The sequence below is a fragment of the Microbacterium sp. genome (assembly GCF_049661145.1).
In the GTDB taxonomy this organism is placed as follows: Bacteria; Actinomycetota; Actinomycetes; order Actinomycetales; family Microbacteriaceae; genus Microbacterium.
In genome coordinates this window covers 1-14,278 of record NZ_JBASZT010000209.1, presented here as the reverse complement: position 1 = coordinate 14,278, position 14,278 = coordinate 1, and the positions used below count along the sequence as shown (strand labels likewise).

Below are 14,278 nucleotides of genomic sequence, written 5' to 3'. Positions count from 1 at the left end.
GACTTCGACCAGGTGGACTTCGTCACCTCGGACCAGCACTTCAGCCACGCACGGATCAGCGAACTCGCCGACCGCCCGTTCGCGACCGTGGAAGAGATGAACGCGGAGCTGGTGCGACGGTGGAACGAGGTGGTGGGAGCGGACGACATCGTCCTTCATCTCGGTGATCTCGCGCTCGGACCGATCGAGGAATCTGTCGGGCTGACCGCGCACCTGAACGGGCGACGGTTTCTCGTGCCCGGCAACCACGACCGGGTTTCGCCGGCAACACAGTCAAGGCGCGCGATCGAACGGTTCGCCCCGCTGTACGAGGCGGCCGGGTGGAGCATCCTCCCCGAGGTCATCGAGGGCACCCGCCGCGGGTACCGGATCCTGGCATCCCACTACTCGTACAGCGGCGACTCGCACGGCACCGACCGGCACACAACCCACCGCCCACGCGCGGATGATGGTGTTCCGCTGCTGCACGGTCACACGCATGCCCGCGATCACGGCCCCCACGGGCACGAGTTCCACGTCGGCGTCGACGCCCACGACTTCACGCCCATCCGCTTCACCGTCATCGACGAATGGATCCGCAGCCTGCCGGACATCGAGACACGACTGCAGGCCGCAACTCGGGAAGCGCGCACCGTGCTCGCCGATATCGTCGGCGGCGAAACCCCGGGCTCGGACGCGCTGTTCTACACACAGGGATACAACGAGCTCGTCATCGTTCTCGAGGAGCTTCTCGCCGCGCTCCCTCCCGACGAGGCGGACGGGTAGCCGGGAACAGGTCGCCGTTCGCGGTGGGGCCGGATCGGAGAGTGCGCGTCTCGGTCCGGTAGCGCACCCATCCCTGCCTTCGCCAATGCACCATCACGAGGCTCCGGACTGCGCGTGACGACCACGCCTCCTCGTGGTCGGCGTAGTCGGGGTCTTGTGCGGCGAGCTCGGTGAACAGCTCGCGGAACGTCGGCGGTTCGCCGTGCTCGCGGGTGTACCGGTGGATGATCTTCACAGCGCGACGCGCCCAGCTCGGCGCGGTCTTCGCTGACGTGAGCTCGGTGAACAGCGGCGCCAGGTGGGGTGCCGACCATGGCTTTTCGGTCCACCCGGAGTTGTTCCACTGCATCGTGTCGGGCTGGAGGACCGGCTCGCCATCCTCGGTAGAGCCGGGGCTCACCGCCGCGCCTCGGGGTCGACGGACGCGCGCAGTGAACCAGCGGGCGTGGTCGGCGGGGAGCTGAGCTCAGTCTGTGACCCGGCGTCCTCCGTCACGGCCATCAGCGCCGCGGTGTACTTCTCCCCTGTCACCTTCATGCGCTCCCGTGCTGCCCGTTGCAGACGACTGGAGGTCCGCTTCTTCTCGGTCATGATGCCTTCTTCTCTTCGGTAGGTGATGTGGTCTGGGTATGGGGGTCGGCGGCGAGGGCGCGATGGAGCTCGCGAGCGAGCCGTTCGCCGAGTGGGGTGAGGCGCATCGGCCTGTTGCGTGCCGCGGCAACGAACAGGCCCCCGCCGACGTCGGCGCCGAGGCTTGCGAGCTGGGCGCTCAGTGAGCTTTGGGTCGTGCGGATGGTCGCCGCGGCGGCGCGCACGTTGTCGTGCTGTGTGGCGATGAGGAATCGGCGCGCGCGTTCGATGGGGTGGCGGCCGACGAGGGCGCGCTGGAGGAGCCGTGACCGGCCGGCCAGTGGGTGAGGGGTGCGGTCGTGTGGGCCGGGTCGCATCGTGATGCCTGCCGCTTGGATGCGGTGCGCGATCGTGGGGGCGCTGCAGCCGACGAGCGCCGCGATCTGTCGCAGCGTCATCCCTTCCTTCTCGTACCGCTCGCGCAGCCAAGCCTCGTCGATGACGAACGTGGTGGGCCGTCCGCGGCGGAGGGTGCTGTTGCCGTCGGCGAGCACACGCGACACCGTCTGCCGCGATACTCCCGTCCGCCGTGCGAGCTCATAGGTGGTCGCGCCCTCACCGTATTGGGCGATGAGTTCGCGGCTGCGAGATGGTGTGTCGAGTGCGCCACGGACGGGTCTGGCCGTCGCCCACTTACGGACGGGGTCGCTGCGGACGGCGGGTTCGATGTGCGTCGACAGTGGGGGCGCCCAGTTGAGTGGCTCGTCGATCCCTTGGCGGAGCAGGAAGGCGCGACCGACGTCGTCCAGCTCACGGCGCACAGAGTCCGGCAGCGTCATCGTGAAGGTCGTGACCGTCCGCGGAGATATCCCGGCCGCGTCCCATGCTTCCGGTGCGCGTCGCATCGAGTTGCCGGTGATGGCCCGGTAGAGGTGGGCGCGCGCATGGCGGTGTCGGGCGCCGGAGCCAGGTTGGACATTCACCCGGGCGCAGAGGCGATGCCAGTCCTCTTCGGGAAGGAGATCGGTGCAGTCGAGTCTGCGGCGGCGTGCGTAGTCGATCGGTGTCTCGTGGCTGTCGAGGCAGGCGGCGAGGTTGAGGATCGCCGCGAGGGCAGGCGTCTCCGCGCCCGACCGGCCGAGTTCACGCATCACATGCGTGACCTGGCGGATGGGTGCCGTCGAGTCCAGGAGGGCGAGGGCCGCGGAGTGGGTCAGCCGTGTGCCGGTGAACACGACGGCTGCGGCCAGCGCGGACGCGGCGACGTCGCTGTTGATGCGGCGTGGGGTGAGCGCGTTCGTCCATTCCTCCCAGAGTTGTGCCGGCACCTTTCGTGCCCGGTCTTCCGGGTTTACGTCCGAGGCTGGCGCAGCTTGTAGGAACAGCGTCGGTCGTCGGGTGCGTCCGAGGGACGCTGCGATCAGTCGCTGCAGCTGCGGCGTCTGACCGGTGTACGACGTGCTCACCGCGAGGCGCCCAGCCAGCAGCCGAACCGCACGGTCGGAGTCTTCGAGTGCGGCGATCGCGATCGTCGTACCGACCGCGCCGCCGGCGGCTGACGGCGGCCCGGCCCATGTCCACTCATGCTTATCTCGGGGCACCGCCGCTAGAAGTTCGGCTCCCAACTCCGCCATCTCGAGGTCGCCGCCATCGCAGAGCGCGGCTCCTGCGGCGCGGGTGAGGAGTCGGATGTCTTCGAGGACGGTGATCGCGGGTTGCGGGGCGTCCGCGTAGATCCCGAACCGGCCCTCGCCGGTGGAGAGGATCTGCATCATTCGGCGTTGCGCGTGGAGCGCGGCATCGGGTGCGGTGATGCGCTCGGGGTGCGCGGTGAGGTCGCCGCGGCAGCGGCTCGCGATCGGGCCCGTCCCGGCACCGGCGACGGGATTGTGGCAGTGCCCGGGGTGTGGGATCCCGGCGAGCGGGTGCCCGGTGTGACGCGGTGGCTTGTGGCACACCGGGCAGTTGTCGGCGAGGATGCGGCGGTGTCTGACGCACGCGAAGGTGAATGGGAACTGCCACGACATCCGCCACCTGCCTCCGGAGTCCGCCAGGCATTCGGGGCAGTACCGTCCCGCCATCCCGCCGACGGGGCAGCGGAAGCTGATCCGTCCCTGCCGGGTGTAGCGGATCGCGTGGCGTGCGAACCGCATCCGCGTCATCTCCTGGAACTGCGCCGCCGGGATCCCCGTCGACCGCTCCAGCCGGGACGCCTGCTCATCGGTGAGCTCGGTCGCCCACTGCGCGGCCATCCACGATGTCGCTGACACCGCCCTGCCGCCCTCCTGCTCCACCAGGCCGAGCGCGCACGCCATCTCCGCGACAGTCGCGCGGTTCGCGGCCGCCGAGGCCTCCAGCCAGGAGTCGAACGGCTCATCCGGCAAGGGGCGGACCCGGAACGGAAGGACGCGCACGGCACCGGCCGTCTCGCTCATCAGGCGGCCTCCTCGCCGGTCTCTTCGGCGCCGTCGCTCTTCAGTCGGCGTCGGCGCCGCTCACGGCGTGCCCGATCCTCTTGGTCGTGCTTGGCCTGCAGCTCGGTGCGCTCCGTTTCTGCTCCCTCGTCGATGCGGATGTCGTCGAGGAGCTTCCGGTCGATCCGCTCGGCGCCGGTGCGGATGGCGCGGGACGCGCCGCGGCGGATGAGGTCCATGAGCGAGCCGATGTTGCCGGTGGTGCGGGCAAACAGGTACCGCGACATGTCGACGAGCATCCCTTCGTGCGCGTCCGCGAGCACGAGGGCCTGTTCGATGTGCCAGAGCAGGCTGTCCCACTCCTGGCGGGTCTGCTTGGTGCGCAGGCTGTACGGGTCGAGGCTGAGCACGGTCCAGCGGCGGAACGTCTGCGCCATCGCCGCTTCCTTCCCGGTCGCGCCCTCGCCGACGAGGCCGCGTTCGCGGAGCGCGACGCCGGCGAACAGGAAGGTGGCGCTGTACTCGTTGGACAGCCACTTCAGCTGGTTCGCGACCTCGACACCGTCGCGGGTGCGCATCTGGATGAAGTGCAGATCGTCGATGATCACGAGGCGGGTGTCGTGCCGTTCGATGCAGTCCGCGGCCGCCCGCGCCAGATCTCGGCCGGCCATCGAACGGTGCAGGATGCCCGCGGTCGCGGGGTGGGCGTAGAACCCGAGGATCATCATGTGCAGGCCCTTGATCGTGAGGCGCCCTGGGACGGTGATGTGGCAGACCGGGAGGTGGAGGATGTCGCGATCCTCGTCGAGGTACTCGCCCACTTCCGCGATCCGCTGACGGTGGAAGTCGCGCCCGAACGTGTTGACCACCGTCGACTTCCCGAGGGCCGGTGGGGCGTCGAGGGCGGCGGCGGATTTGACCCGGTCGGAGTCCTGCAGGTTGCTGTCCAGGATGTCGCCCAGTTGCAGGTGCACCCCGTGCACCTGCCGGGTGCGCAGCAGGATGTTCGCGTGCCACGCCCGCCGGTCCGCGTTGTACCGCGCGAACTCGTCCGGGCCGAGCGATCCGAGCTGCTCGGTCGTTAGCAACGCGGGCTTATCGCGCGGGGGACGTTCGGCGAAGTCCTTCCATCCCTCGTAGGTCGACAGGCTCCGCTGCCGGCGAGGCGCGTCGTGCTCGCCCGGGACTGTGGCGGTCATTGGATCATCTCCATCGGCTCGAAGTGGTAGTCGGATCGGATCGTGGGCTCGTCGATGTCGTCCTCGTCGTCGTCATCGCCCGTTTCGGGAATGTCGACGCGCTTGCGTGGGTCGCGGACCTCGCCGGTGAGCTCCCGTCCGAGATCTGTGGTGGGGTTCAGTTCGGCCTCGAGCATCCGCTGCACGGTGCGCAGCGACCACACCCCGTCAGCCGCGGGATCCTTCTCGTTGAGCTGCGCGGCCATGCGGGAACTCATCCGCCTCTCCGATGGGGTGAGCGCGCGTCCCGCGCCCCAGTCCTCGAGCAGCTGCGCGGCGACGTCGTCGACCTGAGAGGGGCGACCCTGGCGGATCGCGATCTTCTTCGCGTACTCCAGCGCGTCGAGGCTGAACGGTGTGTCGAAGGCTCCCTTGTGCTCCCACTCGAGGGTGTGCCAGGTGCCGTCCTCGGGGTCGTGGAAGTAGATCTGCGTCAAGTCGTCGGGGTTGACCACGAACGGCCACTCCGTGCCCTTGTCTCGGTGGATCGACCGGGCGCGGTTGCGGTACTTCGCGACCGAGTCTCCGGTGTAGCGCAGCTTGTGGATCTCGACGCCGTAGTGATTGAACTGCCGTTTCACCACCGGCAGCAGCTCGAGGAGAACGCTCCGGTCGATCGGCATCCGCAGTTGCCCGGCAACGGCGAGCCCCTGTTCGTATCTCTCGGCGGGGCTGAGCTTGACGCCGGGGAGGCGGGGATCCTCGAGGGAGTCGTGGGGTCGGAGGTGGTAGACCGTCGCGACCCATTCGCGGATGATCTGCTCCAGCTGCGGGACCGTGTAGACCGCGTCGGCTTCGACGTCGTCGCCGCGGCCGCCGACGTCCGCGCCCTTGTAGCCAGGGAGTTCCTGGAGGAACGTGTCGAGGGTGCGGAAGAACCTCTCGACAGGGCTCTTGTCGGTGGGCTGGTAGACGCGGGCCGGCTGGATGGATATGCCCAGGCGTGCGCACGCGCTGGTCACGTGCTCCGAGAGGTACGGTGCGCCGTGGTCGACGATGATCGTGTCGGGCAGGATCCCCGCACGGACGAACCGCGGGACGCGGATGCGCGTCGGGTCGACGAGCACGGAACCGGCGACACCGTGGAAGGGCCATCGTGCGCTCGTGCCCCACTCCGCGGGAGTGTCGAAGGGTTGGCACGCTTCCATGAGCACGCCGGATACGTCGATGGATTTCGTTGAGCCGGGCGTCAGCCGCATGCCGAGAATGCAGCGGGAGTAGAGGTCGATCGCGACCGTGAGGTCTGCGGCGACCCACTTGCCCGTCACCGGGGCCACGGCGAAGACGTTGAGCGGCGTCGTATCGAGGAGAACGTATTGGCCGGGCGCGGTGGCGTGCAGGCGTCCGTACGGAGCGGGCGGCCGGTTCGCGTTGGAGCGCTTGCGCTTGGTGCTCCCGGAGAAGGTCGCGCGGCCACGGGAGAGCTCGTCGAGGATCTTGTATGCGGCGCTTCGAGAAGGGGCGGCGACGATACCTGGCCCGTGGGTGCGGTCGGCTCGGGCGTTGACTCTCGCGATGATGATGCTTTTCGCGACCTTCGACTCCGGCGTCTGCTCATCGATGACCTCACGTGCCGCCGTGACCCAGCGGTCGTCGAAGTTGACGAGCAGATTGCCCGGCTGCGCCTTGCGGTGATCGATCAGTCCGATCTCGCCGGCATCCTTATACCGCGCCACCCACCTCGCGACGGTCCGGCGACCCTTACCGAGCTCGAGCGCCTTCGCCGCGATCCGCTCCTCGATGCGACGCTCCGGATGGTAGGCGAGCTTCGGTTCGCCCTCACGTGCGATCTCGGCCGCCCCCGACCGGTAGCCGGTGAGGACCTCTCGCACATGATCAGCGCGCTCGGCGGACACCGCGCGGGCCGCGTCGCTGGCATCGGCCCAGACGACACCCAGTGGAGCCGCGTCCTCATCGCGACTGTTTCCGGGGATGCGTGTCGTACCTCCCTCAGCGCGGGGGCGCAGGAGGTCGATCATCCGCAGGCGCCGAACCTGCCCAGTTCGGGTACGGACGATGACCGCGCCCTCGCAGATCTCCGCAACGGTGCAGGCATCGCCGTCGTAGACGATGTCCACGCCGGGTTTCAGGGTCCACGTGCTGCTCATCGCTATCTCCTTCAGGTGTTGAGGGGGTGGTATCTCAGGCCCGCGTCACGATGCTCGTGGCGCTCAGAAGTCGAGTCAGGTCGGTGCTCAGCCGGCGAGCCCACAGCAGGTGCAGGACAAGCGCGCGTGCTGCGAGAAGCCCGCCGGCGACGGCCGGAATCGCGCGCACCGCCTCGCCGAACGCCATGGGCGATCTCAGCTCGCCGAGCGCGCCGGTGACGTCGCCGTCGGCGAACTGGAAGGGTCGGCGGTAGCCGGCAAGGAACTGGACGTTGCGCAGCAACACCTCATCCGGCTCGGATTGGACGCGGTACTCCCACCCGTGGGGTTCGATCACGCGCCGCGACCAGCTCAGCGAGTCACGCACCTTCGGGATGGTGAGCTTCGCGGCGGGCTTCACATCCACCACGCAGACGGTTTGGTCCGCGTGGACGATCAGATAGTCGGGAATGTGGCGACGGCGTGTGCCCTTGTCCTCCCCCTCGAGGAGGAACGGCTGAGACAGGATCCAGTCGACGCGAGGGTCGAAGTCGGCCAACAGCAGGTTCGCGTACTCGAGCCGCGACTCGTATCCGACATGCGATTGCATGGTTGCCGACCAGTAGCTGCCCGAGAAATGCCGCTGCCCCCGGTACCAGCGGAAATCACGCCACGGGACGGCGGCGTCGAAGACGCTCAATCGAGCTGACTGCAGCGGAACAACGTCCACCTCGCCACCCGCTTTGCGAACCATCAGCCCGACATCCGCCGGGAACGCTCCGCCCCGCGTCCCGAGTTGCTCGCGCTCCGTCATGAAGCCAGCGTGAGGGTCGAATCGGTCCGGGAGAATGCACGCTGCCGCCATAGATTCGCGAAATACGATTCAGGATCTCACTCTTGCTATCACGGGTTAATTCGGTATATGCGAGTCACGAATACTAGTGAATGTGACATTCACTGTAGTGGACGTCACATAGATAACAAGTCACCGTCAGGGATACAAATATAGGGACCACAAAATCAACGCCCACAGGCCGGCCTGAAGCCCACGTCGGCCGCCTGTGCGACACTCAAGGACATGACCATGTTGGAGCCCATCGCGCCGGAGGAATCCCGGCTCGTCTTCGGCAACAGCTACATGTACAGCGTCATGGTCGAGATCGCCGGGCTACGCGGCGAGAAGTTCTCATCGAAGACGATCACCGACGCCACGCGGCTCTCCCCTGGCATCGTGCACCCACTGATCCAGAAGCTCCGCCGAGCGAACTTCATCGAGTTCGTCGAGCGCGTGCCCGGAGAGCGGACCATCCTGTACCGGGTCCGCGGGAATCCCTGGTGGAATGCGGCGAGCCAGTACGTGGAGGAGCAGAGCACGGCCGAGGAGCGTTCCGCGTCCTGACGGCGACGGTCACCTACGGGCTAGGCCCGCCCGACCGTCTGCGCGCGGAACCACGCGTCTCACCTCGCGGACTGGATCATTTGTCGAAGCGCGGCGGGGAGCAGGGAATCGACTCCTGTGTCGTCGACCAGCGCGGCGAAGTTCGACCAGACGACAGTACGGACAACCGCGGGCGCGAGGCCGAGCGCCCGCGCTATCCCGGCCTCGACCGGTTCCACCCGGCCTGGTCGGCGTGGGCTTTGGGAGAAACGATCACCGCTGGGATGATCGGTCTCGACAAGTAGACGTTCTCGCGGGATAGCTCGGAGCACGTCGGGCGAGCGGGTCATCGAATAGTTGACCGAGAAGTAGCAGCCCAACGCGACAGCCTCCCGAGTCTCTTCAGGCGTGCCCAACCACCAGTGCAGAACGGCCCCCGCACGCAGGTGAGATGCACGCAACACCTCAAGTACAGCGCTGGTCGCCCGGTAGCTATGAATTGAAGCGATCCGAGGGGAGGTCTCGACCGCCTTAACGATGCGTTCGAACGTCGCCCGCTGGGTGTCGCGTGGAACGCGGGACGCGCCATCGAGTCCCACCTCCGCAACATATGAGGTCGACTGGAGCATGGTCGCAAAGCGATCCGGATCGAATCCACGATCGGCGCCGACGAGACCCGGGTGACACCCCACCCCCCATACGCTGGCGCGATCCGAACGCGACTCCACTTGCGCGTATTCGTCGAGTGACCGGGTAGCGATCAGGACAACCGCGCCCAGCTTTTCAAGCTCGAACGGCGCGATGTCCAACGCGACGTGCGCGTGCGTGTCCAGGGGAGGTAGGCGTCTCATCCCAGATAGTTTTCCAACTCGGCCAAGCCCCGTGCGTATAGGGTCCGCGCGTCGGCGACGGTGAGGGCTGGGGGCAGTGGGGTTGTCATGAGGAAGCTCTCGTCCACGCCCGCATCGACGAAGTCTCGGACCGCGTTTTCGATCGACCGCTGCTCCGCATACTTCGCGAAGCGTCCTCCGCGGTCGGCGAGGTACGGGGTGGCATCGGAAAGATCTGCCGCGGCAAACGCGGCGCGACGAAGGACACAGCCGAAGCACTTTCCGCAGTGCGAACCACTGGCGACCTGACCCAAGTACTGCTGGTCGCTGTGCGAGCAGGAGTTCGTTGCGCTGAGGAATGCCGCGGCACGATCCGCGCCGACCAGCTCGACGACGCGTCGGTACTCATCGCCCTTCGTCAAGGCTTGGAAGGGATTCTCAATTTCGCCGTACCCGCCCAGATCTGTCAACAGTGAGCCCACGCGCCAGAGGAACCAAGGCTGCGTCGTGCGGGTCGACAATGCTCCCACCCGCTCTGGGCCAAGTGGGGGGTTGATGGAGGCGAAGCCGTTCTCGGCGATCCACAGGCCGCGGCCACTCTGGCTTGCCACTGCCAGCCCGAGCGCGAGGAACAGCAACGATCGCGAGCGGCTCGACGGTTCCCGTCGAAATCGTGTGCCGTTGAGGCGATGTGTTCTGCGTTGCAAATGCACCTGGTAATGGTGGATGGTCGTCCCGCTGAACAGCGCCTCCAGGGCGGCGGCGACACGCTGCTGCGGGGCGCTCGCTCCCGCACCCGAGCTTGAGTGGGAGACAAGCCGCTGCCCTTCCCCGGACCGGAGCGATGCCGCGGACACCAGCGCGCCGGATGCGGAGTCCGCGCCGCCGCTGACCAGAACCGTCCGAGCGGCCGTGTCGGGCACCAGCACACCACTCGTCTCGGAGGCGGCGAGTCGGGCGAACTGCAGAGTCCACCGGTCGCCGGTGAGGAACGCGAGCGTGCGTTCCAACTCCGCCGCGACGGCCTGCCACTTCTCCGCGTGGATCACCGGCACGGTCAAGACTAGGTCGCGCTGATTCCAGTTCGATCCACCCCGTTCACGTCTCACCGAATGGTCTGCGACATAGACGGTGAGGGCCACACGAACGAAGTCGGCATTGATCGAAGGAACTGTCCCGAGCTGGCGCAGGTCCGGTCGTAACCCCGTATTGAAGGAATCGTCCGGCGTGCCATCCCACAAAAACACCTCGTCCGCCCCGCTCTTGGCAGCATCCTCCCGGGACAGACACAGAGCGATGCTCGTCATGACTCATCCCCATAGATAGCAAGAAGATCCGTCACGCCTGTTTGGACCGCCGCGCTAATGGACGGGCCATCCAGAGTCACCGCGGCGACATCGAATCGCATCGCCCATGCCTTCGCGGCGAGTCGGATCTCATCCTCTGCGGAACGCCGAAGCGCAGCCCTCGGTTCTTGTCGAATCCGGTCGCCGACCTCCGTCAGGATGGAACGAGCGATCATCAACTCGACCGTGTGGCGCACGATCTGCGCCGGATCCCGCGGAGTCTCCAGCGTCCACGTCACGAGGTCTGCGACGATCAGTCGCGCCTCGCCATCGGCGATTGTACTGTCAGGTTCCGACTCGAACGCGGCCTCGACGATGCGCCGGCGCACCTCGAGCGGATCATCAAGGGCGCGAAGCTCATCGAGGTCGAGCCCGGCCGCCTCCAACGGTGCGCGCTCACCCCGCAAGTACGCGGTCGACAGAGTCGCAGCGCTGCCGGCTGGGCCGGCTACGCGTGCGGCCGAGCGCTGCGCGCCGCCGCTAGAACGGCCGCCACCGGAGCTCCCGGATCCTCCAGCGCGACCCGATCGGCCACCACCCGACGGGCCGGACCACAACCGCAACGCCCCGCCCACACGCTTCGGATCCAGGCGCCCGTCGATCGTCGGGGCGCCAGCTGCGGGAGCCGATGGCGCGGATGCGCTGTCAAGCCAGTCGCTCAGCGCATCCCTCAGTCCGGCAGCCGCTGCACCGCCGCCTCCCTTGTACACACCACTAGGGCGTGTCTGACAATGTCTTGGTCCAGGCGATGACGGCGTTGAGGACGACGGCGGCGCGGTAGATCACGGCGTGCTTGTCGTAGCGGGTCGCGAGTCCTCGCCACTGCTTGATTCGGCAGTAGCCGCGTTCGATGACGTTCCGGTTCTTGTACTCGGCGGCGTCGAGTCCGACCGGGCGACCGCCGTGTGACCCGCGTCGTTTGCGGTGTCCCTTCTGATCATCGGGTTCGGGGATGACGGCCTTGATCCCGCGGGAACGCAGATGCCCGCGGATCGCGCGAGACGAGTATGCCTTGTCGGCCCGGACCGCGTCGGGCCGGGTTCTGGGCCGGCCGATGTCACGCCCGACTCGCAGCTGCGCCATCAGCGGCAGGAACATCGGCGAATCGCCCGCCTGCCCCGGCGTGATCAGCGTGACCAGGGGTAGCCCCTTGCCGTCGACGAGCTGATGGATCTTCGTCGACAAGCCGCCTCTGGAGCGGCCGATGCCGTGATCAGGCGGCTCGAGCGTCAGATCCTTGTAATTCGATCCAGCCCCCTGTGTGCCGGGTCGTGTTCGTCGCGTGCTGATGCGCGCGGGCAATGGTGGAGTCCACAGACAGCGACCAGTCGACCATGCCCGCAGCGTCTGCCGCCGCCGTGACCTTCGCCGCCACTCGATCCCACGTCCCATCGAACGCCATCCGGCGATGCCAGGTCCACACCGTCTGCCACGGGCCGAATACCTCCGGCAGATCACGCCACGCGATCCCCGTCCGGTACCGGTAGACGATGCCCTCGACCATCGTGCGGGCGTCGGAGAACCTCCGCCCTGGCCGGCCCGTAGGACGAGGCAGCATCTCCTCGATCAAAGACCACTGAGCATCCGAAAGCACCTGAAACCGCGACACCCATCGAGACTCTCAGCCGCAGCCCTCAACCTTTGTCAGACACGCCCTAGTTCCCATCAGGACGCCACCACCGGCCCGAGCAGCGATGTCAGCGCCTTCGAGGTGTCGGTATCGTCGGCACCCACCACGCGCCACCCCTCAAGGACATCGACGTACTGAGCTTCGATGGAACGGAACAGCATCACCGTCGAGGCATTCACATCGGTCGCGCGCAGCCGAGCCAGGGCGACGAGCGCCTCCTGCTGTACCGCCGGATGCAGTCGCGCCAGTGTGATGATCGCGTTCACCGCCGCGAACTGCACGCCCGGCTCGTCCTGGAGGCGTCGGCCGAGATGATCGAGCAGCACCGACACATCTCCCAGAGGCAAGGCCTGTAGCTCGTCCTGAGATACCGCCTCACGTTCGATCTGCGACCTTGACGCCAATGCCGCAGCGATATCCCGCAACTGTTCCGGAAGCCCCTCGTCGACGAGCAGCCGACCATGGAACGCCGCCGCAAGCGTCAAGTACCCGCCAGCCGCAGCCGCGTCGAGGGCAGGCGGAAGCTTGGCCCACCGGATCATGGTTGCCGAGAACGACTCTTCGTCGACACCTTCCCCATCATCTGCGTCCCCGCGATCGGCGGCGGCGCCGGACTCTGCGACCTCGGACAAACGCTCCAGCCGGGGACGCAGCACCCCCGCGCTCAGCCAACCGAGCAGAGTGTCGAAGTCGGTCGGCAACGTGCGCTCCAGCACCATGAGTTTCGCGACCGCATCCGGCGACAATGCAATCCCTCGCCGATCCGCGATCGACTGCCGGACGTTCAAGTCATTCATGAACCGCTTGATTCGACGCGGGTTCGCCTGCAACTTCTCATACAGAATCGGGGTCAACCTCGCCGCGCTCTGCATCGCAGACCGCAACGAACCATCCGCCGGCAGCTCCAGGTCATCGAGGCTCCCGGCAGCGACGCGCAGCTCACCACACGCCCGCACCAGCTCTGCGAACGCATCATCACTGCCGCACTCCTGCTTCGCCAGAAGTAGGAACAAGTATGCCCGCGTGTCGAACGCGCTCAATGCCGGAACTGGCACCGTCGTCTGCACGATCTTGTGGAGATACAAGCTCGCAACACTCTCTCGCCCGTCCCCGACAAGCGGTGTTCCAAGATGCATCCGAATCGCCTCCGCGACCCGCGCCTCATCCGCGGCCACGACGAAGCACATCCCCGGGACCGACAGGAACAAGCGGATCGTCTCGAGAGTCTCGACCACAGTCGGCGGTAGACATCGATCGAGGTCGTCGACCAACACGACGACTCGCGACACATGCGCCAACGCCGGGTCGGCCAGCAGCTTCTGGAACTCCTCCTTGAAAGACGCCATGCCCTTGGGCGAATCGAGTGACTCAGGGTCGTCGCTGACCAAGTCGAAGACGTCGTCCAACGACGGAAGCTGCAAGGTCAAAGCCGTTCGGGCCGCCATCTTCACAGCCTTGGACCAGTTGACACGCTTCACCAGCGCCTTCAGTGCAGTCAGACCCGCCGATCCCACAGGGTCGGACGCGTCAAACTCAGCACTCAACGCACCGAGGATCTCGGCTATCAAACTCTCTTTGGCGCCCACTGCCGGGTCGTACTGCCAAGGGTTCGACCGAACCACGACAACCACTTGACCATCCACGTTCTCCGTGGCGATCCGATTTTCAATCAGATGCAGCACCGTCGTCTTGCCGCTACCCCAAGCGCCCTCAAGACCGAGAGCAACTGGATCCAGCTCACCGTCGAATAGCGCATCGACCACGGTGTCCGCGATCGCATCGAACGACAGCAAGTCTGTCGCCGATGGCTCATCCGACCACAACCGAAAATCTGACCCCACAACAACCCCCAGTGCTTCGCAACTCAACCCAGGCCAGCGTTCCGACCCTACGGACTGGAACCGACTCCCTCCCCAGAACCACACGCCTCAGCCACAAGCGCGTGTCCACGGCACTTGGCAGAGATGCCAAGTGCCTGCCAACTACCCGTGGAATATGTCATTTCGGCGTGGAACCTACA

13 protein-coding genes are annotated in these 14,278 nt (G+C 66.8%); 2 read left to right on the top strand and 11 right to left on the bottom strand.

Annotation, left to right across the window (positions count from 1 at the left end):
- Positions 1–765 (top strand): hypothetical protein (locus WBP48_RS08935; protein ID WP_424439176.1); only part of this gene is annotated, 765 nt, incomplete at its 5' end.
- Here the strand turns inward: WBP48_RS08935 and WBP48_RS08930 are convergent.
- From WBP48_RS08930 to WBP48_RS08905, 6 genes are read right to left on the bottom strand one after another with little or no spacing between them, the layout of a single operon-like run.
- On the bottom strand, positions 710–1,165 hold the full coding sequence (locus WBP48_RS08930) for a hypothetical protein (protein ID WP_424439173.1): 456 nt from the start codon (positions 1,163–1,165) through the stop codon (positions 710–712). The two genes, WBP48_RS08935 and WBP48_RS08930, sit on opposite strands and share 56 nt — an antisense overlap.
- Entirely contained in the window at positions 1,162–1,356 is a 195-nt protein-coding gene (locus WBP48_RS08925) for a hypothetical protein (protein WP_101305229.1), read from the bottom strand. The genes WBP48_RS08930 and WBP48_RS08925 overlap by 4 nt, the downstream gene beginning before the upstream one ends.
- Positions 1,353–3,770, bottom strand: a complete 2,418-nt coding sequence (locus WBP48_RS08920) for a TniQ family protein (RefSeq protein ID WP_424439169.1) — start codon at positions 3,768–3,770, stop codon at positions 1,353–1,355. The genes WBP48_RS08925 and WBP48_RS08920 overlap by 4 nt, the downstream gene beginning before the upstream one ends.
- On the bottom strand, positions 3,770–4,948 hold the full coding sequence (locus WBP48_RS08915; protein ID WP_101305227.1) for an AAA family ATPase: 1,179 nt from the start codon (positions 4,946–4,948) through the stop codon (positions 3,770–3,772). Before WBP48_RS08915 ends, WBP48_RS08920 begins: the two co-directional genes overlap by 1 nt.
- Entirely contained in the window at positions 4,945–7,095 is a 2,151-nt protein-coding gene (locus WBP48_RS08910) for an integrase (RefSeq protein WP_424439166.1), read from the bottom strand. The genes WBP48_RS08915 and WBP48_RS08910 overlap by 4 nt, the downstream gene beginning before the upstream one ends.
- A gap of 34 nt (positions 7,096–7,129) precedes the next feature.
- Entirely contained in the window at positions 7,130–7,888 is a 759-nt protein-coding gene (locus WBP48_RS08905; protein WP_424439163.1) for a TnsA-like heteromeric transposase endonuclease subunit, read from the bottom strand.
- A gap of 264 nt (positions 7,889–8,152) precedes the next feature.
- On the opposite strand from WBP48_RS08905, the gene WBP48_RS08900 reads away from it, so the two are divergent.
- Positions 8,153–8,473, top strand: a complete 321-nt coding sequence (locus WBP48_RS08900) for a hypothetical protein (RefSeq protein WP_113681778.1) — start codon at positions 8,153–8,155, stop codon at positions 8,471–8,473.
- A gap of 59 nt (positions 8,474–8,532) precedes the next feature.
- On the opposite strand, the gene WBP48_RS08895 is transcribed toward WBP48_RS08900, so the two are convergent.
- The 5 genes from WBP48_RS08895 to WBP48_RS08875 form a co-directional block, all read right to left on the bottom strand.
- On the bottom strand, positions 8,533–9,303 hold the full coding sequence (locus WBP48_RS08895; RefSeq protein ID WP_101305224.1) for a TatD family hydrolase: 771 nt from the start codon (positions 9,301–9,303) through the stop codon (positions 8,533–8,535).
- Positions 9,300–10,589, bottom strand: coding sequence for a 7-cyano-7-deazaguanine synthase (locus WBP48_RS08890; protein WP_424439158.1), 1,290 nt, complete (start codon positions 10,587–10,589; stop codon positions 9,300–9,302). Before WBP48_RS08890 ends, WBP48_RS08895 begins: the two co-directional genes overlap by 4 nt.
- Complete coding sequence (locus tag WBP48_RS08885; RefSeq protein ID WP_198553655.1) at positions 10,586–11,035, bottom strand: hypothetical protein; 450 nt, start codon at positions 11,033–11,035, stop codon at positions 10,586–10,588. The genes WBP48_RS08890 and WBP48_RS08885 overlap by 4 nt, the downstream gene beginning before the upstream one ends.
- A 307-nt stretch (positions 11,036–11,342) precedes the next feature.
- Positions 11,343–12,237, bottom strand: a protein-coding gene (locus WBP48_RS08880) for an IS5 family transposase (RefSeq protein ID WP_424439155.1) whose coding sequence is annotated in 2 segments (ribosomal slippage) — positions 11,343–11,885 and positions 11,887–12,237 — 894 coding nt in all. Because the reading frame shifts where the segments join, the coding sequence is not laid out codon by codon here.
- Positions 12,238–12,293: 56 nt separating this feature from the next.
- Positions 12,294–14,051, bottom strand: a complete 1,758-nt coding sequence (locus tag WBP48_RS08875; protein WP_198553654.1) for a KAP family P-loop NTPase fold protein — start codon at positions 14,049–14,051, stop codon at positions 12,294–12,296.
- Positions 14,052–14,278 lie beyond the last annotated feature (227 nt).

Coding starts and splice junctions, on each gene's coding strand:
- WBP48_RS08925 (WP_101305229.1), bottom strand. CDS start 1,356: ATGACCGAGAAGAAGCGGACCTCCAGTCGTCTGCAACGGGCAGCACGG.
- WBP48_RS08920 (WP_424439169.1), bottom strand. CDS start 3,770: ATGAGCGAGACGGCCGGTGCCGTGCGCGTCCTTCCGTTCCGGGTCCGC.
- WBP48_RS08915 (WP_101305227.1), bottom strand. CDS start 4,948: ATGACCGCCACAGTCCCGGGCGAGCACGACGCGCCTCGCCGGCAGCGG.
- WBP48_RS08910 (WP_424439166.1), bottom strand. CDS start 7,095: ATGAGCAGCACGTGGACCCTGAAACCCGGCGTGGACATCGTCTACGAC.
- WBP48_RS08905 (WP_424439163.1), bottom strand. CDS start 7,888: ATGACGGAGCGCGAGCAACTCGGGACGCGGGGCGGAGCGTTCCCGGCG.
- WBP48_RS08900 (WP_113681778.1), top strand. CDS start 8,153: ATGACCATGTTGGAGCCCATCGCGCCGGAGGAATCCCGGCTCGTCTTC.
- WBP48_RS08895 (WP_101305224.1), bottom strand. CDS start 9,303: ATGAGACGCCTACCTCCCCTGGACACGCACGCGCACGTCGCGTTGGAC.
- WBP48_RS08890 (WP_424439158.1), bottom strand. CDS start 10,589: ATGACGAGCATCGCTCTGTGTCTGTCCCGGGAGGATGCTGCCAAGAGC.